We start from the raw sequence: 21,402 nt of genomic DNA, 5'->3' as shown, positions 1-21,402 counted from the left end.
TTTTCTTTTATTATAAATTTAGTTTTGGTATAATGTCAATATGTTTTAAATTTTCAAATAAATTAACTTTTTATTTAACTTGTATGGAAAGATAGGTGGTTTGTATATGCAATCAATTGACCGCGCCATGAACGTCATAAAGGTGCTGGTATCCAATTCTTCTGAAAACTGGCTGTCAATTACGGAACTTTCCCAAGAATGTGATCTTCCTGTCAGCTCCATGCATCGTTTGTTAAAGGCAATGTCCTTGCATGGATTAATTCAACAGGACGGGCAATCCAAACAATATGGTTTGGGGAATATTTGGCTCGAATATGGTTTACGCATGTATGACAAAATGGATTACATTAGTCAAATAAGGCCTGAACTCGAAAGGCTTATGAACAAAGTGGAGGAAAGCGTCTATCTAAGCCAACCAATCGGGATGGAATCACTCGTTATCGAAAGGATCGACAGTGAAAAGAGCCAAATCCGGGTTTATGACCAGCTTGGCTCACGTGTACCTATGCATATCGGGGCTGCCAATAAAGCGATGCTCGCCTATATGCCATATAATCAAACGAAAAAAATCGTCGATGCTCTTCTGCCAACTCAAGAAAGAGCAGCTTTTTGGGATATATTGCAAGAGACTAAAACGAAGGGACATGGAATCAGTCACAGTGAAAGAACAGAGGGAACATGTTCTGTTGCCGTGCCGATATTGAACCATTTTGGGGAAGTTCACGGTGCGGTGAGCATTGGTTTTGTCAGCTTTAACCTGACAGATGAAAGACTCGATTTCCTCATTAAGAATGTGATGGAAACTGGGAATCGGGTTTCTGCAAAATTGGGGTATAGGGGACCATGATAATAAGAGAGAAGTGAAGGATTATCGGATAAAACGAAAAGAAGATGAATCATTTCATCTTCTTTTCGCTTTATATTAATCGCTGCCGGTCACAAATAAATCTTCTTTAAAATAGGCGAGGACCTCGCCGGCCACCACTGGTTCGCCTTCCAATACCTCCAATGTTTCTATTTTCCCGCTGACACCAATATCAATGATTTCCACACTTCCATCTGCCTTCTTAATCTGAAATAATTGTTCCCATTCGTAAAATCTGGAATTTTTGGATATTGAAATTTTTTCAACCCTGCCATCACAAGGGCTAAGAATCACATCAACGTACATTTACATCATTCCTTCCTTCAGTATTCTTCAAAATGAAATGGGGTTTGTAAAACTAACCTAAGAAAGTTTTGGAACTCAGATATATCTTCTTGTTCAATGCCGAGGGTCGGAGCCCAGTACTGATCTAAATTAATATCATTGGCACAAAGCAGGATCATTCTTCCGCTTTGCATGGAAGTCACCATTGCTTTACCGAAAAACTGGGCCGAATATACAATGGTTACATCATATCTATAATCTTGTGACAATAAGCAATAATGATGAATAGCCTGGTTTTCTTTATTTTCGGAAAGAATATCAAAATTCAACGGATTGCCCCCTTTCTTGTAATCCATAATTCGTTCAGAACCTGATCCACCCCCGAAGCTGGGATGCTTCTGCTATTTTGCGAATCCCTTCAATATAAGCGGCCACTTTCATGTTCACGGAATATTTTTGTGAAGTATGGTAGACATTCAAAAAGCTGGCCGTTATCTTTTCCTTCAATCGTTCATCGACAAGCTCTTCCGTCCAGTAATAACCTTGATTGTTCTGGCACCATTCAAAATACGAGACTATCACCCCTCCTGAATTCGCCAAAATATCAGGGACTAGGACTATACCCTTATCATCGAGAATCTTGATCGCTTCCTTTGTCGTCGGCCCATTTGCAGCTTCAATCAGGATTTCACATTTTAGTCGTTTCGCATTATCCTTATTCACCACTCCGCTAATGGCTGCGGGAATCAGCACATCACACTCTTTTTCCAATAATTCTTGATTGGATAAGGAATCTTGGTATAAGTTCGAAACCACCCCAAAAGAGTCCCTGTTCTCCAAAAGGTAAGGAATATCCAATCCATTCGGATCATATAAACCTCCAAGCTCATCCGCTATTCCGACAACCTTGGCCCCCATTTCATGTAAATACAATGCTAAATGACTGCCAACATTCCCGAATCCCTGGATAATTACCCGCATGCCTTCAATCGGAATCCCCTTTAAATCACAAATCATTTGAAGTGTATATAATACGCCCTTGGAAGTGGCTTTTTCCCTGCCCTTCGATCCTCCTAATCTCAGAGGCTTTCCTGTAATGAAGCCAGGTGAATCGAATTCCCTGATGTGATCATATTCATCCAGCATCCAGGCCATGATTTGTGAATTCGTATACATATCTGGTGCCGGGATATCTTTTGTAGGGCCCACTATTTGACTTACCGCCCTGACATACCCTCTGCTTAATCGTTCAAGCTCAAATGAACTCATCTGTCTCGGATCACACACAATGCCGCCTTTTGCCCCTCCGTATGGAAGATCGGTTATTCCGCATTTCAAGCTCATCCATCCGGCCAATGCCTTAACTTCTTCAGGAGTGACATCCGGGTGAAACCGGATACCCCCTTTCGTTGGACCGGCTGCATCATTATGTTGAGCACGATACCCTTGAAACATCCTTGTCTCGCCATTATCCATTTGAATAGGAATACAGACTTCCAGAAAACGCATTGGCGCTTTCAAAAAATCAAAAACCTGCTCTGGATAGTCCAAAACATGAATCGCTTCTTTTAAGATATCCTGGAATTCTTGCAGTGGATTATCCAATTGACGTTTTTCAATAACCTTAATTTCCTCTGACATTTTAGCACCTCACTTTTATTCTTATTACTTATTAAGCAACTTTCATGCCAGCTTTGAGGATATTGTATGAATAGCACCATACCGCCATCTGTCCTCACCCATATCACACATACAATCATCAGGACATATGTATTAATTCATAAGCAATTCAGATTTGCATATGTAAAAAGTGATGATTAAACACATAAAAAAACGCATCCTTTTAGGATACGTCAGACTGTAGACAAACAGCGATAATAATACATTCTAACGTAGCTTCCAGGCACTCGCTTTACGCGGGCGGTCCTGGTGCCTCCTCGGCTTTCGCCTGCGGGGTCTCGCACCTTCCGTTCCAATCAACTTTGTTTATCCTTTAAATAGAACCCTTTTGCCTACAGTCTTATTTGTTTTTAAAAAAGAAGTATTAAAACTTGAAATCAAAAGGATACTTTCTAAACATGATTCTATTAAGTGAAATCGACTTTAAATGTTGTCATTTGGAGCATTCGAATCATTTGGTTCGTATAATTGTGGACGCCATTGATATCTCTTTCATTTATGACTTAGTGAAAGAAACAGAGGTAGGCCCAAGTATTGACCCAGTAATCAAGGTTAACCTGACAATCAATCAATCAATCAATCTACCCTATTTAACCGATTGATGCGTAAGACCATTGAAGAGGTAATACGAACGTGGCCTATGCTGGTTCTTAGGTTATGTCTCTACTACTTATGGAAATATTCGCTGATGCAAAAGAAAAGCCATGGCATGCTTTGGACAACAAGCGGACGTAAAATATTGTCAGTGCAGGCGACTCTTACATGAATATAAAGAAGATATCCAACTGGACAGGCAAGGGCCAGAAATGGTCGCGGTCATCTATTCTTATCCAATTAAAAATCAAAAAGGTTTCGGAATGAAACCATTCCGAAACCTTTTGAAGTCTATAAATTGAAGCATCCTTATCGGATGCGTTTTTCCTTGGAAAATCTCATAGCTGAATTTCTTCAACTTGGTATTGGGGCGGTGCCTTCCTGAATGCCTTTGTGATATATAATAGATAACAAAAACCAATAATGAACCAACTCGTCCCCATTATTAGGGAACTTGCCTCAAGGTTGATCCATAGAATGCCAATTGCTATAGCTCCAATTAAAGGCATAATTAAGTATTTAATACACCCCTTTATCGTTCGGTGCTCCTTTTCCCGAATGATAAAATGGCTGATCACTGAAAGATTTACAAAGGTAAATGCCATTAATGCACCAAAGTTAATCAGTGACGTTGCTGTCACTAAATCAAAGAATAAAGCCGACATTGAAATGACTCCAACTATGAGTACATTAATGGCTGGTGTCTTCCACTTGGGATGAATGAATCCAAACCATTTTTCCGGAAATACTTTATCACGGCCCATAACATACAAAAGACGGGAAACGCTGGCATGCGAGGCTAGTCCCGAGGCTAGCGTATTGACGAATGTCGTACAAAGAAAAATGGATTGAAATAGCTTCCCGCCTACATAAAGGGCGATTTCCGGTAATGCAGCATCCGGTTCCTTAAAACGGGATATATCCGGAAAAAAGAGCTGAATAAAGAAAGATGCGGTAATGAAGATGATCCCACCCCAAAGCGCAGTTAAAAATATCGCTTTTGGAATCGTTTTTTTCGGATCCGGCGTTTCCTCAGATAGTGTCGTTACCGCATCGAATCCCAAAAAGGAAAAACAAAGGATCGTAGCCCCGGTAATTATGGCCGAGAAATCCATCCCTTCATTTACGAAAGGCATTAATGTAAACACTTCTCCTGTACCTTCCCCATCATTTAAACCTTTGACAACAAGAATGATGAACACTGCCATGATGGCAATCTGAATTAAAACAAAAAGCGCATTAAAGTTAGCAAGCACATTGACGCTCCTGAGATTGAGAATGGTGACGATTGCTACGAACAATACTACCCAAATCCATGTAGGAACTCCTGGAAATAATGCTGTCAGATAAATTTTGGTCAACAATGCATTGACCATAGGTAAAAACAAATAGTCCAGCAACGAAGACCATCCTACCAGGAATCCTAAATGAGGGTTTATCGCCTTTTGCGTATAAGTGTAGGCAGAACCTGCAGCAGGAAAAACCTTTACAAGTTTTCCATAGCTGGCAGCTGTAAAAAGCATCCCCACCAATGCAACGATATAGGCAGTCGGCACATGACCACCCGTAATCCCAGATACAATGCCGAATGTATCAAATACGACCATCGGGGTCATATATGCTAACCCCATCATAACGATTTGCCATAATTTCAGTGATCTTTTCAATGTAACCTCATTTTCCACCTATCATTCCTCCTTGAAACCGCTTTCAAATCAGTGAGTTCAATTTCTTAACTAGAATAATCCCCATGCCTCCCTCTATTTTAAAAGTTTTACCTGTATACCTTTATGCAATTTCTGTGCCATATGATTTCGGTTTATTTCGACAAACGAAAAACGCCCTAATTCCTTTATTCTTACCCGCAAATGATTGATTCAAAGATATGAAGTCTTCCAGCATCATCTTCATCGGCGATTCATTTCCCCATAACTTATTCGCCTTTGCATACACAAAGCCCATGTTATCTCGTAAAAAATCTCATTAAATCACTCACAGTGATTTGGCATGGTAATTGCATGATTAATCATCTATAGGAATTCATTTAAATGAGTTTCAAAATTATTAAGCTATAAGAAAATGGAGGAATAGAAAAATGAAATATCCTTTATCACCTGATGTTAAACCGGAGTTTTGTACCACCGGATCATTTATGCGCTTACCTGCTTCAAGGGAAAATGCCAAATTGGCAGTCGTAGGTATGCCTTTCGATACAGCTGCTTCATTCAGGGTAGGAGCCCGGTTTGCTCCACAGGCAGTCCGCCAAGCATCCATGACGTTGTTTCCTTATCATCCCATTCACAAGGTATTTCCGTTTGACGAATGTAATGCAATTGATATTGGGGACGTGTCAGTTATTCCCCATAATATACATCGAAGCTATGAGTTAATTGAAAAAGCTATGGCAGACTTGATGAAAAACGGCATCATTCCAATAGGCATCGGTGGAGATCACTCAGTAACATTGGCTAATTTAAGAGCAGCCGCAAAAATACACGGCCCTGTTGCACTTCTTCATTTTGATTCACATACAGATACTTGGGATACCTATTATGAAGAAAAATACTGGCATGGTTCCCCATTTATCCGTGCATATGAGGAAGGCTTGCTCCAAACGGATAAAGTTTTCCAGATTGGCATCAGAGGTACGCTCAATCATCCAGGAGATTTAGATTCCAGTACAGAACTAGGATACAATGTGATAACTACGCCCGAGCTGAAGAAGAGAGGAATCGAAGATGTCGTGAAGGAAGTCAAGGAAACCATCGGGGATACACCATGTTTCTTGACATTTGATATTGATTTTGTCGATCCATCCTGCGCTCCTGGAACTGGCACATTGGAGGTCGGCGGTCTGAATAGTTTTGAAACCCTAGAGATGATACGCTCTCTGCAAGGATTCAACTTTATTGGATTCGACCTGGTGGAAGTCCTCCCGCCGTATGATCCAACACAAATTACATCACTATTGGCAGCCACCATCATTCATGACTTTGCCAGTCTAGTAGCCTTACAACTAAAAGAAGAAGAAAAAAAGGAGAATTCAGCCGAAAAAAGTTTATAGGACAAACACTGGCCATACAGGCCGATACTGTTAATCGATCAGAAAGATCCAAGCTAATGATATAAAAACTAAGTAGAAAATAAAAAAGTCCTGAAATTCAAAAAGCATCTGTTTATGAAAACAGATGCTCAGACTGTAGACAAATTCGAAGAAAGCGAATTTGTCTACAGTCTTTTTTCTTTAAAAATGTTCCAGCTGATTTCAGAAATCCGCTCCCTTTCCGCCGACTGTCTGCCAAGCTTCCTCCACGCAAGCGTCGCCAGCTATTCGGCAGGAGTGTCGCAAATTTCTTCAATTGAGGGTCATAAAACAGAAAAAAACATTAAGGATCATCTAATCTTCCTTTAAAATCATGGTTCTATGTGAAATCATTCCGAACCCCCTTTTGTCGACAAACTGAGCATCTTCTTAAGTGAAAGCAGATGCTTTTTTTTATGTCAACTTTTACTATAGTAGTACTGCTATTTTCACTGTAAATAATGTCATATCGGGTAGGGAAAATTGGCTCCTCCTCCTGTTTCCGGCGACATAAGGAATCAAAAAAACACATCCCATCTGAAAGAGTGGAATGTGTCTTCATTTTATTCGTCTGATTCTGACCCAGGACGATTGTATTGTGTTGGCAGGGTGTCCCAAAAGCTTGCATCGACAGTTTCAATTGAATCATCGGCAAGAGCTCTTACAGCTGCATCCAAAGTGGTTACTGTTTGCTTAATGAGATAGCCATTACTTTTTTGTCCTAGCGCTACTGACTCCACATTGTGGTCCGACATACCTCGCATCTCAAAGAGCAATGTGGCAATATCATAACGGACGGCTGCACCATTACGGCCTATATTTTCTCCAGAACCGCCATCATACCTGCCAATATGCCCCCAACCAGTTGGTTCAATGGAGTTATATACGACAGCACCCAGTTTTTTTGAGGCTTCTAACACTTCAGGCTTTACGTTCGCGTTTGTAGGATAAAGAATCGAACCTGAAACAAGTTCACCGTCCGTTTCGCTTAGCGTCCCTTGATGGTGTAAATCTATCATGTAATCTATATCGTATTTCGCAAATACATTTTCGTGTAAAGCTTTTACCTCTACTTGCATGGAATCAGTTTCTTTAGCATGCTCACGATTCAAGTCGATCCCATTTGCATTTGCCCGTGTTAGATGCCGATCACCTTTTGCTAAATAGTCATCAAGAGGGAAATTAACATCTCCCATGGCCCCATCTGCATTTAACATGGGAATGATCAGTATATTAACATTTTCCAAAATGCCTTTAGTCTTGTTCGTGCCTAGATGTTTAATGAATTCGAGTGCGCCCTCGGTAGTCAGTTGTTCATTTCCATGCTGTTGCGTTAAAAATAGTATAGTAGGATTCTTAGGATTTGACATGTACTTCGCGAGGTAAATGTCCCTTCCTTTTACCGTTTCCCCGATTACTTCCAGTGCCAGCCTTTCTTGTTTTGCATCCTGTGTTTCAAGATAGCTTACCAGGCTTTCATATGTATGAAGATTTGAAGTTGTCACTTGTCCATTTCCAGCACTGGGGCCATTTCCAACCGCTCCGACTGGCACCGCAACAGCTGTTACTGCGCCTAACGTCATTAAACTAGATAATGAAACTGATAGAACTTTCTTTTTAAAATTCAATAAAAACCCTCCTTATAAAATATAATGATCAAAATATAACTATTAATAATATTCTGACATTTTTACTACTTTATGTTAATAGTCAAAAATGACTATGTTTCCAAATAGTTTTCTCCTACACTAATAAATTGTCAAAGGCGATATTCAAAAAACTATTTCTGTTTGCCGTAACCGATCATGAAGAAAAACCAGGCGGGCACCCGTCTGGTTACTAAGTTGATAAAACTATCAATTTTTATTATTGCCTGCCCTCCGTCAAGGGAATTGACTCGTATTGTTCCGGATTGATTTTATATACTGAACCATCAGTAACTCCATCAATTATTCCATATAACCCTCTTTCCACTGCTTTAATGAGCATGCCTTTTTTCTTTTGGCCAAAAGACTGTGTTTGACCCCTGACTTCAAAGAGCACTGTCCCGCTTCCATTTAAAGCAAAGGCTCCTAAAGCCGTTCCAGGAAGGTTTTGGTTTTGCGGATACAAGGATATATTCCCAAATGGAGAATTACCTTGTGCTTTCATGGCATTATATACCGCCACATTCAATTGTCTGGAAAAATCATAATTATAGTTTTTTGCATATTTGGCATAATCTTGTCCTGAAGGCGAGCTTGGATCAGGAACAAATTGAGCGGAAATCGAGTAGGTGACTAAATCATCCGTTCCATCAACTTCGTAATAGGGAGCTTGGTGATGTAAGTCCACAAAAATCTCCACCTTTCCGTATTGCTTCAGTAGAGACTTGTAAACATCACGTGTTGTTTGTGATTCAGGTGTAATGAACCAACCAGGGGTGGATGATTTTCCAGGGAAGTCTTTAGCTTGAGGAGTATAGTTTAAATCAGGATTAAAATCACGATTGACATCGAAGCCAGGTTTGGACTCATAATCGAATGATTCATTTTTGTATGTATAATAGTTCCAGGATGGTTTCGCTCCTGCTAACTGCGGAAACTGTTCCACGACCTCTGCCCAGGTCATATCATTTCCCCGACGGTTCAATTCAGCAGCATCCGGATTAATTTTAGGCAAAGCCACTAGGGTAATTTCTTTACGAATTTTCTCCGCTTCAGGAGAATTGGTCCCCAAAAACTTCAAAATATTCAAGATGGCATCCGTACCAGTTTTCTCATTTCCATGAATCTCACTTTGAATTAAAACGACTTTGTCGCCAGTCCCCACGGTTGCTTTATAGATTTCTCTATTTCTATTGGAATATCCAGCTACATCCACTTTTACTTTACCTTGGCTATCACTCGCAATTTGTTCTAGCTTTTTCCCTAGTTCAGCATGATCTGTAAAACCTGAAACCGAATAAGTTTGTTGAATGGGTGTTCCCGGGGATGTTTCATTAGCTGCAAATGCTGGTGCCGCAATACACGCCGATAAAACGGCAACTCCCAGAGTTGAAATAACTTTCCTGTTTTTCATATGACAACAATCACTCCCTTAGACTATTTTTCTATTTCATTATACAAAAAGGAAAAGTGGAAATATGTTGGAATTTGATGTCGTATTATGGCTATTTTATGATGCAGGCACCTGCTTTAACTATAAGTTAGGTGCTGCACTAATAAATACTCTTTTTATATTAGCTGTGTAAAAATGCATATTTTCCCACAACCACGATCCCCGACATTGTTATCTCGGATCGTTGTTGCAGAATGCCTTTAACCATTTATATATGTTGACTATGCATTTAGTCGAATTGATGATTTGTACTATAACATCACATTACGTTATAATAAAAGAAAAAAAATAAGAGAAAGGGGAAAATATGAAACTCAACACTCATAGTTCTACGCCATTATATATGCAATTGAAACAATCTATTATTGAAGATATAAACAAAGGGATTTACTCTCCTGGCGAAAGATTACCAACTGAAACAGAATTATGTGACATATATGGAGTTAGTCGCATTACTGTTAGAAAAGCTGTTTTGGACTTGGTGGAAGAGGGTCTTCTAATACGTCAACAAGGAAAGGGAACATTTGTCCAATATCCTAAAGTAAAAAGGGAACTATTTGCTGTTAATGGTCATGCTGAATATATGTCAGAATTAGGGAAGATACCTCAAACTAAAATCCTTTCATTTGGGACCATACCCGCACCGGCTAATATTTCTAAATCCTTGGAGATTACTCCTGAAAGTGATGTTCTTGAATTACAACGGATCTTATACTATGATAATCAACCTCTCACCTTAGAAATTTCTCATTATTCCTTAAAGGTTCTGCCTAAATTAAATGAACATGTCCATAACTCCGTTTCCATGTATGACATCATAAAGCATAAATATAATATAACTCCTGTTCATAACACGAAACTTTTAAATATGGTATTGGCAAATGCAGATGAAGCAAAATTTTTAGAGTGCGAAGTGGGAGATCCCCTTTTCAAAGTGGAGAAAGTGGCATTTGACGCAAAGAAGCAGCCCATCCATTCCTCCTTCTTATATTATCCTGCCAATCGCGTGACCTTTACGATTGATAGTTCCATGTCGCAAGAAAAAGGTAACGAATCCCCGTCCTAATCCGGGATCTCGTTACCTTTTTCCATCTATAAATCATGCTAAACCAGTATATGGTCAGGAATATATTCTTTACCATACCCAAAAGCTCCATAATCCTGACAGGTTTGGGAGGCAACTAAAGCTCCTTTTTGTAAAGCTTTATTTACATCTTGCCCTTGGACGTACGATGAGAGAAAACCAGCAATAAATGAATCTCCCGCCCCCAATGTATCCACAACTTTGGTTTGGATAATAGCTTGCTCATATAATTGATTTTCAGTTGATAAAATTGCTCCCTTCTCCCCACGAGTAACACATATCACTTTTGTGCCGAACGAATGCACCTTTTGAATCAGTGCATGGCACTCTGCAGTGTTTAAATTACTTCCTGAAAAAAATGCATAAGTCACATACGGACAAACTTTTTGTAAATAGTGTTCTTCTTTATTTGTCGAAAAATCAAAAGAAATGTCAATAAGTTGGCTTAATATTGGGAGGTTATGCTCTATATGGCTATAAACACTTGTATGAAGAAGGTCGTGTTGCCGAATATAATCCAAATCCTCGTCATCCAGTACAATCCCCAATCTCGATTGAATTCCCCCTCTATTGGAACCAATGAAAATTCGGTCCCCGTCCTTATCCAACGCGACGACGGCCATACCATTCTCTCCTACTGCTTGTCTTACTCTACTAATCTCCATCTTTTCCTTTTGCAATACCTCCAACACATGGTCTGCCGCCCCATCATTTCCTACAATGCCAATATATGAAGATTGCTCTTCATTTAAACGATTGTACATTACTGCCACGTTTAATGAATTGCCGCCGGGATATATCTTTCCTTGGTCTTTATAAAAATCTACTACGTTATCCCCAATTCCAATTAGCTTCATGCCTGTTCCCCCTGTTATCATTTTACACTTCCACTAGCAATTCCACGGATAAAATACTTCTGCATGAATAAAAATAAAATGACGATAGGTGCCGCTGAAATCGTTAATCCAGAAAGCAACACTCCCCAATCGGTTTGCAATGCATCTCGGAATTGCATTAAACCGGCAGGTATCGTACGCAAACTATCATCGTCTATAAAGATGATGGCGAACATGAATTCATTCCATGTATAGTAAGCTGTTAAAATTACCGTCGTTAATAAAATAGGTTTACTCATGGGAATGAAAATCCTAAAAAGGATTCCAAGGTTTGTGCACCCATCCAGCCGGGCAGCCTCTTCCAGTTCTTTCGGAATGGACAGGAAGTAGGCCCGAATCAACAAGATGGTTAGCGGAATTCTGTATGCTACATAAGGTAAGATTAACGCCCAATGGGTGTTATATATCCCAAGCTTCTGAATGATATTATACAAAGGGATCAGGCTTACTTGGGGAGATAGCATCAAACCGCCTAAGCATATGACCAAAATGAAAGCCTTTCCACGAAAATCAAAGCGAGACAATCCGTATGCACCTAACGCACTCACTAAAACCGTTAGAATACAAGTCATGCCAGTAACCATGACACTATTTAAAAAGTAGGAAGAAATCCCACTATTCCAAGCTGTAACATAATTTTCAAACAACCATGTATGAGGAAGTGACCAACTATGGTTGAAAATTTCCTCAGTGCTTTTGAAAGAACTGATGACCATCCATAATAAGGGATATGCAACAACAAGAAAGTAGGCGATCAAACCCGCATAAACAAGCGCTATTCTCATATTATAGGTTTTTCTTTTTCTTGCATACTTTAGATTTTCCACAACTAATTCCGGTATTCTGATCGTTGATTTAGGCATCTCCATTATTAATCCCCCTTTCCTGTTTTAAATATTTTCATTTGAACAAGAGAAATAAGTAACGTAATGATTAAGATAACCGTTGCTATGGCAGAAGCATATCCCATCATATCTTTTGAAAAAGCCGTTTTATATAAATAGGTACTCAGGACTTCCGAAGAAGTTCCCGGTCCCCCTCCGGTTAAGATATATGGCTCGTTGAACACTGTAAAGGCACCTGTCAATGTTAATATTACGGCTACAAATGTCATTTCCTTTGTTGCTGGAACCGTAATGTGAAAAAACGTTTTTATTTTATTCGCTCCATCCATTTCAGCTGCTTCATATAGTTCAGGTGAAATTTTTTGAATGGATACGATATATAACATGGCTATATAACCTATTGATTGCCACTGTGAGACAGCAATGACTGCATAAATTGCCGTTTCACTATCACCTAACCATGGCAGTGCTAAATTATTCAATCCAATCATTTTAAGAAACTGATTTAACAATCCTACTTCCGGGTTGTAAAAAAATGAAAACAGCAAGGCGATGACTGTCATTGAAACGACGACTGGTAAAAAATAGACTGTTCGAAATATAGGTGAAAATTTACGGATTAATTTATCTTCTAAAACAGCTGCAACAATTAACCCTCCAAAAACCTGGAAAATAATTGAAATGACTGCATAAAGAATATTATTTTTTAAAGCTTCATAAAATACGGGATCTTTAAATAAAGTAAAATAGTTATCCATCCCTACAAATGCTTTATCTGGTGAAAATGTACTCCAATTATACATACTATCGCCAATATTCTGGAAAATGGGAATATAAACAAGCAATAAAAAAACCAAGGCTGGAAGAAGATATAGATAAGGTACAAATTTATCGAGTTTTATCATTAAAATATCACTCCCTTAATAAACCGGAAAAATGATTTCCCCTTATTTCCTCGCTTCAAATCTAACGGTATCAGCAGCTTTTTGAACATCACGCATAATTTGTTTAGGTGTTTTATCTCCATTTAACATCATTTGTGTTCCTGTTAAATAGGCATCTGCAATACGCGCATCAATGCTCATGTCAAACCATGGGGCCATTTCTTTTGTGTTTAATATGCTTTGAACCGCTTCCAGCTGTTCCGGGGAAGAATTATTTTCATTCACCGTACCTTTAACTGCACTATACTTGCCCACATCAGTGACTAGTTTTTCTCCCATATGTTTAGTGGTTAGAAACTTTAAAAACTCCATCGCTTCTTTGGGATGCTTTGTCTTGGAAGAAATCATAAAGCCTTCAGGCGATCCCGTTAGATTTGTTTGATTACCCTTTCCTCCTTCTACCTCAGGAAAGTTAAACATTCCAAGTTCAAACTTAGTGGGTCCAAATAACTTGATCTCTGCCGTTTCTGCGTAAAACATAGGTGCTTTTCCATTTGAAAATTGCTGCCTTGCATATTCATGATCTATTGAATTAGTATTCTCATTAAAATAAGGTAACAACTCTTGGAATTTCTCAAGCGCTTTTATGTAGCCGTCATCCTTGAATTTTCCGGTTTTTCGATTATAATCCATTGCCAGCACTTCCGGACTAACCAGACGTTGATTCAATGTGCCCACATAATGGGAAATTGTCCAAGTATCTTGACTGCCGAATTGAAGAGCTGTGTAATCATTCTTTTTTAACACTTTTAATACATCGATAAATTCATTCCAGGTTTTAGGTGGGTGTATGTTCAATTTTTCGAAGACATCCTTGTTATAGAAAAACATTTTCCCATCCATAGTTACGGGGACACCATATACCTTATTATTAAATGTATATGGTTTGACTTGGGATGGAACGAGTTGAGAAGACCATGTCGGATCGTTTTTATAATAAGAAGTTAAATCCAAAGCTTTATTGCCTCGCACAAACTGACTGGCAAATTCATCACTCCAAGAGAAATAAACATCTGGTGGATTATTTGTACCTGTCATTACTTTAATTTTGTCTTTATACGAATCGTTTAGGACTGCTTCGGTTTTAATATGGATATCGGGGTTTTGTTTTTCAAATTCTTTTACAACTTCATTAAAGTAAGTTTTTTCCGGTTCCTTTGGCCACCTATGGAAAAATGTTAAGGTAGTTTTTCCAACATCTGATTCTGAAGATGTTCTTTCACCAGAACATCCCCCAAGCATTAAAGATAAACTTAAAAATGATGCGAATATAAGTTTTGTCTTTCTCATGAATACCCTCCTTTTTATAAATGCTTTTATCATCAGGAAATTATACTATAATGTTATAAAACATTATAGTATAATTCGCAAATAAAATATACAGAATATTAAGTTTTCTTCAATTATCAGTATTCTACTTTCCACATATAACGCCTTTTGCTTAAAGGATGATTACGGGCTTCCGCTAATTCTTCTGCATATTGACGTAATACACGATTTAAGATAAGCGGTGCAATATATCCTTTTACTTCTTCATCAATACCATCAAGATCATACTGTTTTGCATCTAACACCGTTAGCTTTTTGCCATAACGCTGTGAAAAAGCTAATGCTCTTTCTTCCAATGGTCTTGTTTCATCCAATCCCAATAGAATGATGAACGGTACATTTTCGTCAATAATTTCAAATGGTCCATGGAAGTACTCACCAGCATGAATGGCATGTGAGTGTATCCATTGCATTTCCATTAAGATACAAATGCTGAACGAATAGGCTGTCCCATAGTTCGAACCACTTGCCATTGTATAGATAACAGGTTCTTTTGCATGAGATTGTGCGAATACCCTTGCATTGGAAGCCTCTTGCTCAAGGGCTTTCTCATACACTGGCTGTAAGTTCTCCAAACTTGATACTAGTTTTCCAAACTTTTCATTGTTCTCCACCATATGAAGTACACCAAAAACTAATTGATATAAAACACTGAGGTTTGTATCGAAGGCGTTTACACCATTACCCCATTCATATTTAATATACACGTCCGAATTTTTGGCCAATGGTGATGCTGGTTCGTTCGTTAATGCCACTGTAAACGCACCTTTATTTTTTGCAAACTTAGCCGCTTCAGCTGTTTCAGGAGTTGTTCCGGACATAGAGCATAAAATCACTAAAGATTCCTTCCCTAGTTGTTGTGGATTGCGATGTATAAACTCATTTGAACTATACAGATCGGAGGTTATATTATTGGCTTCACGATCCAGTATATACTTAGCTGAATACATAATGGCAGATGATCCCCCGCATGCTACCAAATAAATATTGTTAATTTTCCTACCCTTTAATTGATCCAATACTGTTTTTACATTACTTTTTACATTCATAACCGATTTACTCATTTTCCCACTCCTTTAATATTTGATATACAACATTATGTAATGTTATATATTGTTATATTAAATCATCAACATTCTTTAGTCAATATATTTATCAGAAAATTTAATTTACTCCCTTTCCATGAATCAGTTAGCTGCTGAATTGCGGTTTTACCATCAAAATTTTCATGGCAAATTATTTTGTTTACAGATTATTTAACGTCCACTAGAACATCAAAAATGATGGACCCCATTCTTACTTCTTTCTAATTTTCCCAACCATTAATAATAACAATGGCAGAATAAAACAAATCGTTAAGGATAATGGTGTCCAAGCTGTAGCCATAAAGTTTTGATAATGTACGATATCGGGATGCGAAAAGATGGTAAAAGTAAGAATTAGAAAAGCTAATGGGAATAGAAGTATTTTGTAATTTTGTATCCCCAGCAATTGAGCTAGTCCCAAGGCGAGTCCGTAAAAACATATGGTCAACTTAAAATACTCTGTAAAAACCCATATGAAGGCCACAATGACCTCGACCCTTTCAAAAAAATCACCGATGCTTATCCTCATTCCCAGTTTATAAGAAGGGTAGGTTAACCTTGCTGTATTATCAGCACCCACTACGAGGATACAGAAAAGGATCACTAAGAAAAGAACGCCGCCACCTAATATAGTCCCTAAATAAAAGCTTTTCTTCATTTGAGCCTTTTCATGTACATATGGAGTGATCATCAAAAAGAAAACAAGCTGGACATAAGGCAGTGCTAAAGAGTGATATGATCCCTTCATTATCGGTTTCATGCCTTCTTCAAATATAGGTTGCAAATTTTCGATTTTGATATCCGGGATAAGAAATACGAATAAAATGAAAAGCAGCAGTACAAGCCAAGGAAAAAAGATTAATGCAGTCCGGCAGATAACTTCCAATCCTAGCCGTGCACCAAATAAGCTTGTTATTATAAACAAGATCATAATCATTTCCATAGGTGTCTCAACCAGAACCTGTGATGAAAAAAAATTCCCAATTTCACTAAGTAACGCTGAAGAAAGGTAATATAAATAAAATAAGAATAGCAGTGCAGAGATCTTCCCGATCCATTTCCCAAATATTTTTTCATTAACTTCTATATAAGTCATGGATGGGTAAAGCGATGCGAGCCGGGTAAATAAGAAAACGAAACATAACCCGATGAGAGTAGCTATAATATAGGCAATCCAGCCATCCTGTTTTGCTAAAGAGACAAGTACGGAAGGTAAAGTAAGTATCGCTCCTCCTATGGTGAATATGATGACCATTATAAGAAATTCACCAGAGCTGATTTTTCCTTTTTCGAGCATATCGATACCTCCCTAGGATAAAATACGATCCAAGAAATGAGCGAGTGGACTATATATTTTCGTTATCCAATCTATAGGAGTGGGAATGGTAACATCCTTGATAATTAAAATACTCAACGTCATGCCAACTAAAAGCAATAAAATGAAAATGACAATTTCCTTCCAGCACTTCTTTTTAATAAGGGGTGGTATTTCGAAAAATGAAATAATAGCTCCCGTACACACAGTTCCAATAATTGCCCACATTGATCTTTACTCCTCGATTTCTTTTTGAAAGGATTCTGATATGGTGCCTAAATTGCGTATCTTTGCATTAACGGTTACTTTCACATCCAAATTTGCGAATTCCTGATCCCAATTTCCTTCTAAACGTTTCCATTCTTTGGGATCAGTTCTATGAATTTCTTCACCAAAACCGAAGATGTCACTTTGATACTTCTCTTGAAGCGTTTTTATCGATCCTTCTATTTTATCCTTAATGTTTTTTGCGTATCTTTTATTCAATTCTTCAATTTTTTCAGGTTTTGATAAATCGATAGTGCATTCTACTTCACCTATACTCCCTTCTGACGTGACATTTATATCAATTTTCGGATTTCCATTTTTCACTTTCCCCTTGATTTTCGTTTTTGAACTAGTCGTGTTGACCGTAATTTGCTCACCCTCACATGGAATATTTACCGCAGTAGACTTAACATGATCTGTAACGTAACTAACACCTTTACTATCGTTCCTGTTTAACCAGCCGACAAGTTTATCCTTCTTGAATACTCCAAGATAGTCCAATCGCAAACCGGATATCGGGGAGATATTTTGTGCATTCGTAACCTTGCTTCCGGATTCGGGATCACCATAAACTAGAATCCCCGTTAGCATGGCCTGTCTGCCTTTGCTGACGATACTGCTGACCAGCTCATCCAAAGTGACCGTCCTTGTCGGCGCCCATCTTTTCTCTGAATTTTCCAAGGAGTTAAACACTTTATTTGCCGGTATTTTTTCAAGGGCCGTTTGCACATTAAGCGTATCATAAGCAGTTGAACCCTTCGCAACGGTCATATAGAAATCGGAACGCAACTCCTTTTGCCGGGAAAGGACATCCAGAGGCTTTGCAATTCCTGCCCTGGCCATTTCCTCACCAAAGACAACTTCACGAAGATGTGCGACATATAACCTTCTTGGTACATCAGTTGATAGGCTTCTTATTGCTTCAGCAATGGTTACACCGCTTTTCCTGAAGGTTACAACTTCCGTGCGTCCAGACCTGGCATCACCAGCCAGCTCACTCGGATTCAGAACTTGGACGGTTACAAGATATCCTTTATCCGATTTATCGATTCCCATGGCAGTAACGATGGCAAGTTCATTCAACTCAATGCTGCTCCAACAGCCTGATAAACAAATTATAGGTAACATTAAAAATACCTTTAGCAATTTTTTCATCGAAAAACCCTCATAATCTCATCAATTTAACTAGGTGGTTTCGGAGAACTGATATCTCCTCTGTCTGTATCGTTTTTACTGATCAATCGGGGCCGCTTTAATAATGACCAATGTGGCATACGAATGATGTTGTCTTTTTGATCTTGTAAAATGAATGGTGCATTTGGAGCTAAATATGGTAAACCAAAAGATCGTAAGCTATTTAAATGCAGGACCATCACGATCAGCCCCAAAATGATCCCGTATAATCCAAATGTAGCGGCAAGGATCATAAACAAGAATCGAAGCATACGAAAAGCGCTGGCCATACTATTGGCTGGAAACACAAAGCTGCAGATGGCTGTCAAGGACACGATGATAACCATTGTTGCTGAAACGAACCCTGCTTCCACAGCAGCCTGTCCAATTACTAATGCACCAACGATGGAAATGGATGAACCGATTGCCCTTGGCATCCTCACACCTGCCTCACGCAAAATTTCAAACACTACCTCCATCAGCATCGCCTCGACAAAAGCAGGAAAAGGAACTCCCTCTCGTTGTGAAGCTAGACTTATGAGTAATGGAGTAGGAAGCATTTCCTGATGAAAAGTCGAAACAGCTACATACAGTGACGGTGTCAGCAAAGCAAGGAAAAAGGATAAATACCGTAATACTCGAATTAATGTGGCAATATCTGCCCGTTGATAATAGTCTTCACTGGACTGGAAAAAATGCACCATCAGAGCCGGAACGATAAGGACAAACGGCGTTCCGTCAACCATTATCGCAATCCTTCCTTCTAAAATGGCAGCGGCTACAGCATCAGGACGCTCCGTATTGTAAACCGTCGGAAATGGAGTGTATACTTCATCCTGAATAAGCTCTTCAATGTATCCACTCTCAAGAATCGCATCTATATTGATTCGATTTAACCGGCTTTGCAATTCTGAAACGGTTTTATCATTGGCAACACCTTTTAAATACATAATCGCAACGTCCGTTTGCGTTTTTTCTCCAATCTGCTTTGTTTCAAGCCAAAGGTTAGGATCTTTTATTCTCCGTCGTATTAAGGCAGTATTTGTTCGCAGCGTTTCAGTAAATCCATCCTTTGGCCCTCTTACTACTGTTTGGGAGGAAGGTTCTTGAACTCCGCGATCGACCCACCCTCTCGAGCCGAGTGCCAATCCTTTTGGGGAGCCTTCCATCAATAACATCGTGTCTCCCGATAAAACATGGTTGAAAAGCTTTTGAAAATCTGTAATTTCCACTATTCCCCCTACAGGAAGAGTATGTGATTTTATCAATTCAAAACAATCAGGTACCGCTACGTCCAAGTCAGAGTTCCGAATTTCAACCATCAAAGTGTCGAGGATTAAATCCTGGATGGAAGCAGAATCCGTTAATCCATCTGTGTAAACGATGCCTAACTTAATTTCCCCATTTTTACCTGCTTGGAAATCCCTGATAACGATGTCTGAACTATTTCCTAACGTTTTCTTAATATGGTCTATATTATATTGAAGATCAGGGGATATAAGTTTTGTTTGATGATTCTTTGAGCCATTACTTCTGTTTTGGGATGTAACTGGATTTTGGTTTTGGTTTTTGGTTTTGCTGGAGTTTGGATTTTCGCTTTGATTCAGGTCTTCTAGTTGTTTTTTATTTTTCACCGATTGTTTAACTTCAATTAACTTCCTCAATGGGATAGGAACTCGAGATTTCAATGCTAACCCCCTCATAACCAAAAGTTTGTTAAAATTAGGTTTTCACCTTCGCTGCAATTATATCCATGTATGTAAAATAAATTGCTGTTCAAAAAACATTATATACATGATAATCTTTTATCAAAATTTCACTTTTTCCCTTATATCTACGATTGTTATCAACCACTTCCCGCATCTTTTCACACTCGGAAACAATTTGCCTTTTAGAATCAATTCGGCAGGGTGCACAATCTAAATCAATCCATTGGGAGTTATGTATAAAAGCAGCCTATGAGTAAATGCATAGATTGCCAATATTCGCATAATCCATTATTGGACTAAATTGACAGAAAAAAGGATGGTTTAGGGCCAAAAAAAACCCTGTATATTTCCACAGAGTTTTTAAAAGCTTTCAACTAATTTTTGGATGGCTTATATTAGGGCGTAAAGAACTTTTTTCCTTCATTCCAAGTTAATTAATACCTGGTTTTTCCAACCTCAACTTCATAATCATTATGTCCCCATTTTCCCAACACACTTGAAGTCGCGACATTTAATTTCCGGTACATGTACGATAAAAAGACTACGCCCAATAAGTCCTCTTCCCCATCCTAATATGGGTGAAAAGGCGCCGCTTTCAAGCTTCCAACGTAATATATTCAGCTCCTTGTTCTTTTGCCCAATTATGTATATAACTGAGCAGATTATATCCAAGGCCACTGGGACGATGATTTACATCAGTAACCAAATCTTGTACATAAACATAGCGTTCATTATATGAATCTTCACGCCAGCTAATACCTGCTAATGCTACAATGCTTGTATCATGATATAAAGCAAATAACTGTTTACCCTCCTTACGCATATCATTTAATAAATCTAGATATTCCTTTAAACTCAAATCTTTACGTAACTGACTCAATATAGGATAAGCCTGTAAAAATTGATGTTCTACAGTTAACTCCACTATATTTTCCACTGGTATTTTCATACTAATATTCTCCTAACATTTTAAGTTAAACTGCTTCGCCTTGCCCTTTATGACTCCGGATTAATTTTCTGACATTTAGCCCTATCAAATATGCTTGATAACCTAGAGCTTAAATGTTTTTCAATATCCTCTTCCTTTCTCCATATATTAGATATACCTATAAATCATATGCAAGGATCGTGCCATACCAAAGGAAATGTA

The 21,402-nt window shown here is 38.5% G+C and carries 22 protein-coding genes; 5 read left to right on the top strand and 17 right to left on the bottom strand.

Translation table 11 applies throughout. The features are described 5' to 3' along the window. Window positions 1-106: 106 nt before the first annotated feature. A complete protein-coding gene (locus tag J7I96_RS23905) occupies window positions 107-847 on the top strand; it encodes an IclR family transcriptional regulator (protein WP_214771893.1) in 741 nt (246 codons plus the stop codon). Between the two features lie 75 nt (window positions 848-922). Here the strand turns inward: J7I96_RS23905 and J7I96_RS23900 are convergent, their stop codons facing one another. Genes J7I96_RS23900 through J7I96_RS23890 form a run of 3 tightly spaced genes read right to left on the bottom strand, consistent with a single transcriptional unit; the run spans window position 923 to window position 2,791 of the window. Further along, entirely contained in the window at window positions 923-1,171 is a 249-nt protein-coding gene (locus J7I96_RS23900) for a biotin/lipoyl attachment domain-containing protein (RefSeq protein WP_048687574.1), read from the bottom strand. 17 nt (window positions 1,172-1,188) lie between these two features. Beyond that, entirely contained in the window at window positions 1,189-1,479 is a 291-nt protein-coding gene (locus J7I96_RS23895) for an SAV0927 family protein (protein ID WP_034307765.1), read from the bottom strand. Window positions 1,480-1,513: 34 nt separating this feature from the next. Further along, window positions 1,514-2,791, bottom strand: coding sequence for a Glu/Leu/Phe/Val family dehydrogenase (locus tag J7I96_RS23890; RefSeq protein ID WP_214771895.1), 1,278 nt, complete (start codon window positions 2,789-2,791; stop codon window positions 1,514-1,516). A gap of 437 nt (window positions 2,792-3,228) precedes the next feature. On the opposite strand from J7I96_RS23890, the gene J7I96_RS23885 reads away from it, so the two are divergent. Next, complete coding sequence (locus tag J7I96_RS23885) at window positions 3,229-3,432, top strand: hypothetical protein (RefSeq protein ID WP_215048116.1); 204 nt, start codon at window positions 3,229-3,231, stop codon at window positions 3,430-3,432. Between the two features lie 330 nt (window positions 3,433-3,762). Here the strand turns inward: J7I96_RS23885 and J7I96_RS23880 are convergent, their stop codons facing one another. Together J7I96_RS23880 and J7I96_RS23875 are read right to left on the bottom strand one after the other, a co-directional pair. Next, window positions 3,763-5,109, bottom strand: coding sequence for an APC family permease (locus J7I96_RS23880; RefSeq protein WP_053535505.1), 1,347 nt, complete (start codon window positions 5,107-5,109; stop codon window positions 3,763-3,765). Between the two features lie 103 nt (window positions 5,110-5,212). Continuing rightward, window positions 5,213-5,386 (bottom strand): hypothetical protein, encoded by a 174-nt coding sequence (locus J7I96_RS23875; protein WP_214771899.1) that lies wholly within the window; start codon window positions 5,384-5,386, stop codon window positions 5,213-5,215. Window positions 5,387-5,519: 133 nt separating this feature from the next. Between J7I96_RS23875 and speB the strand changes: the two genes are divergently transcribed. Together speB and J7I96_RS23865 are read left to right on the top strand one after the other, a co-directional pair. Then, window positions 5,520-6,488 (top strand): agmatinase, encoded by a 969-nt coding sequence (gene speB / locus J7I96_RS23870; RefSeq protein ID WP_214771901.1) that lies wholly within the window; start codon window positions 5,520-5,522, stop codon window positions 6,486-6,488. Window positions 6,489-6,602: 114 nt separating this feature from the next. Continuing rightward, entirely contained in the window at window positions 6,603-6,836 is a 234-nt protein-coding gene (locus J7I96_RS23865; protein ID WP_214771903.1) for a hypothetical protein, read from the top strand. 233 nt (window positions 6,837-7,069) lie between these two features. Here the strand turns inward: J7I96_RS23865 and J7I96_RS23860 are convergent, their stop codons facing one another. Then, a complete protein-coding gene (locus tag J7I96_RS23860) occupies window positions 7,070-8,134 on the bottom strand; it encodes a M14 family zinc carboxypeptidase (protein WP_251025243.1) in 1,065 nt (354 codons plus the stop codon). A 238-nt stretch (window positions 8,135-8,372) separates the two neighbouring features. After that, a complete protein-coding gene (locus J7I96_RS23855; RefSeq protein WP_214771905.1) occupies window positions 8,373-9,566 on the bottom strand; it encodes a M14 family zinc carboxypeptidase in 1,194 nt (397 codons plus the stop codon). 346 nt (window positions 9,567-9,912) lie between these two features. Here J7I96_RS23855 and J7I96_RS23850 point away from each other — a divergent pair, with 346 nt between their 5' ends. Beyond that, the gene (locus tag J7I96_RS23850; protein ID WP_214771907.1) at window positions 9,913-10,671 is read left to right on the top strand and encodes a GntR family transcriptional regulator; all 759 of its coding nucleotides are present in this window, start codon (window positions 9,913-9,915) and stop codon (window positions 10,669-10,671) included. Between the two features lie 38 nt (window positions 10,672-10,709). Here the strand turns inward: J7I96_RS23850 and J7I96_RS23845 are convergent, their stop codons facing one another. From J7I96_RS23845 to J7I96_RS23800, 10 genes are all read right to left on the bottom strand, one after another. Beyond that, window positions 10,710-11,546 carry a PfkB family carbohydrate kinase gene (locus J7I96_RS23845; protein ID WP_214771909.1) on the bottom strand — a complete coding sequence of 279 codons (837 nt, stop codon included), beginning with the start codon at window positions 11,544-11,546 and terminating at the stop codon, window positions 10,710-10,712. 17 nt (window positions 11,547-11,563) lie between these two features. Next, the gene (locus tag J7I96_RS23840; RefSeq protein WP_250211001.1) at window positions 11,564-12,370 is read right to left on the bottom strand and encodes a carbohydrate ABC transporter permease; all 807 of its coding nucleotides are present in this window, start codon (window positions 12,368-12,370) and stop codon (window positions 11,564-11,566) included. Window positions 12,371-12,456: 86 nt separating this feature from the next. Then, the gene (locus J7I96_RS23835) at window positions 12,457-13,335 is read right to left on the bottom strand and encodes a carbohydrate ABC transporter permease (protein ID WP_214771913.1); all 879 of its coding nucleotides are present in this window, start codon (window positions 13,333-13,335) and stop codon (window positions 12,457-12,459) included. 42 nt (window positions 13,336-13,377) lie between these two features. Then, the gene (locus tag J7I96_RS23830) at window positions 13,378-14,664 is read right to left on the bottom strand and encodes an ABC transporter substrate-binding protein (protein ID WP_214923477.1); all 1,287 of its coding nucleotides are present in this window, start codon (window positions 14,662-14,664) and stop codon (window positions 13,378-13,380) included. 116 nt (window positions 14,665-14,780) lie between these two features. Continuing rightward, entirely contained in the window at window positions 14,781-15,767 is a 987-nt protein-coding gene (locus J7I96_RS23825) for an SIS domain-containing protein (protein ID WP_214923474.1), read from the bottom strand. A gap of 232 nt (window positions 15,768-15,999) precedes the next feature. After that, window positions 16,000-17,085 (bottom strand): GerAB/ArcD/ProY family transporter, encoded by a 1,086-nt coding sequence (locus J7I96_RS23820; protein WP_214771917.1) that lies wholly within the window; start codon window positions 17,083-17,085, stop codon window positions 16,000-16,002. A gap of 12 nt (window positions 17,086-17,097) precedes the next feature. Further along, window positions 17,098-17,331: a hypothetical protein gene (locus J7I96_RS23815; RefSeq protein ID WP_214771920.1), complete on the bottom strand. Its 234-nt coding sequence runs from the start codon at window positions 17,329-17,331 to the stop codon at window positions 17,098-17,100. 6 nt (window positions 17,332-17,337) lie between these two features. Next, window positions 17,338-18,525: a Ger(x)C family spore germination protein gene (locus J7I96_RS23810; RefSeq protein WP_214923471.1), complete on the bottom strand. Its 1,188-nt coding sequence runs from the start codon at window positions 18,523-18,525 to the stop codon at window positions 17,338-17,340. A 26-nt stretch (window positions 18,526-18,551) separates the two neighbouring features. Then, on the bottom strand, window positions 18,552-20,150 hold the full coding sequence (locus J7I96_RS23805) for a spore germination protein (RefSeq protein ID WP_396020133.1): 1,599 nt from the start codon (window positions 20,148-20,150) through the stop codon (window positions 18,552-18,554). A 697-nt stretch (window positions 20,151-20,847) separates the two neighbouring features. Continuing rightward, the gene (locus J7I96_RS23800) at window positions 20,848-21,201 is read right to left on the bottom strand and encodes a GNAT family N-acetyltransferase (RefSeq protein WP_214771926.1); all 354 of its coding nucleotides are present in this window, start codon (window positions 21,199-21,201) and stop codon (window positions 20,848-20,850) included. Window positions 21,202-21,402 lie beyond the last annotated feature (201 nt).

The sequence above is a fragment of the Bacillus sp. ISL-78 genome (genome assembly GCF_018613455.1).
GTDB lineage: Bacteria > Bacillota > Bacilli > Bacillales > DSM-1321 > Peribacillus > Peribacillus frigoritolerans.
Note: the sequence above shows the minus strand (reverse complement) of the source record. Positions and strands in the feature narration are given on the sequence as shown.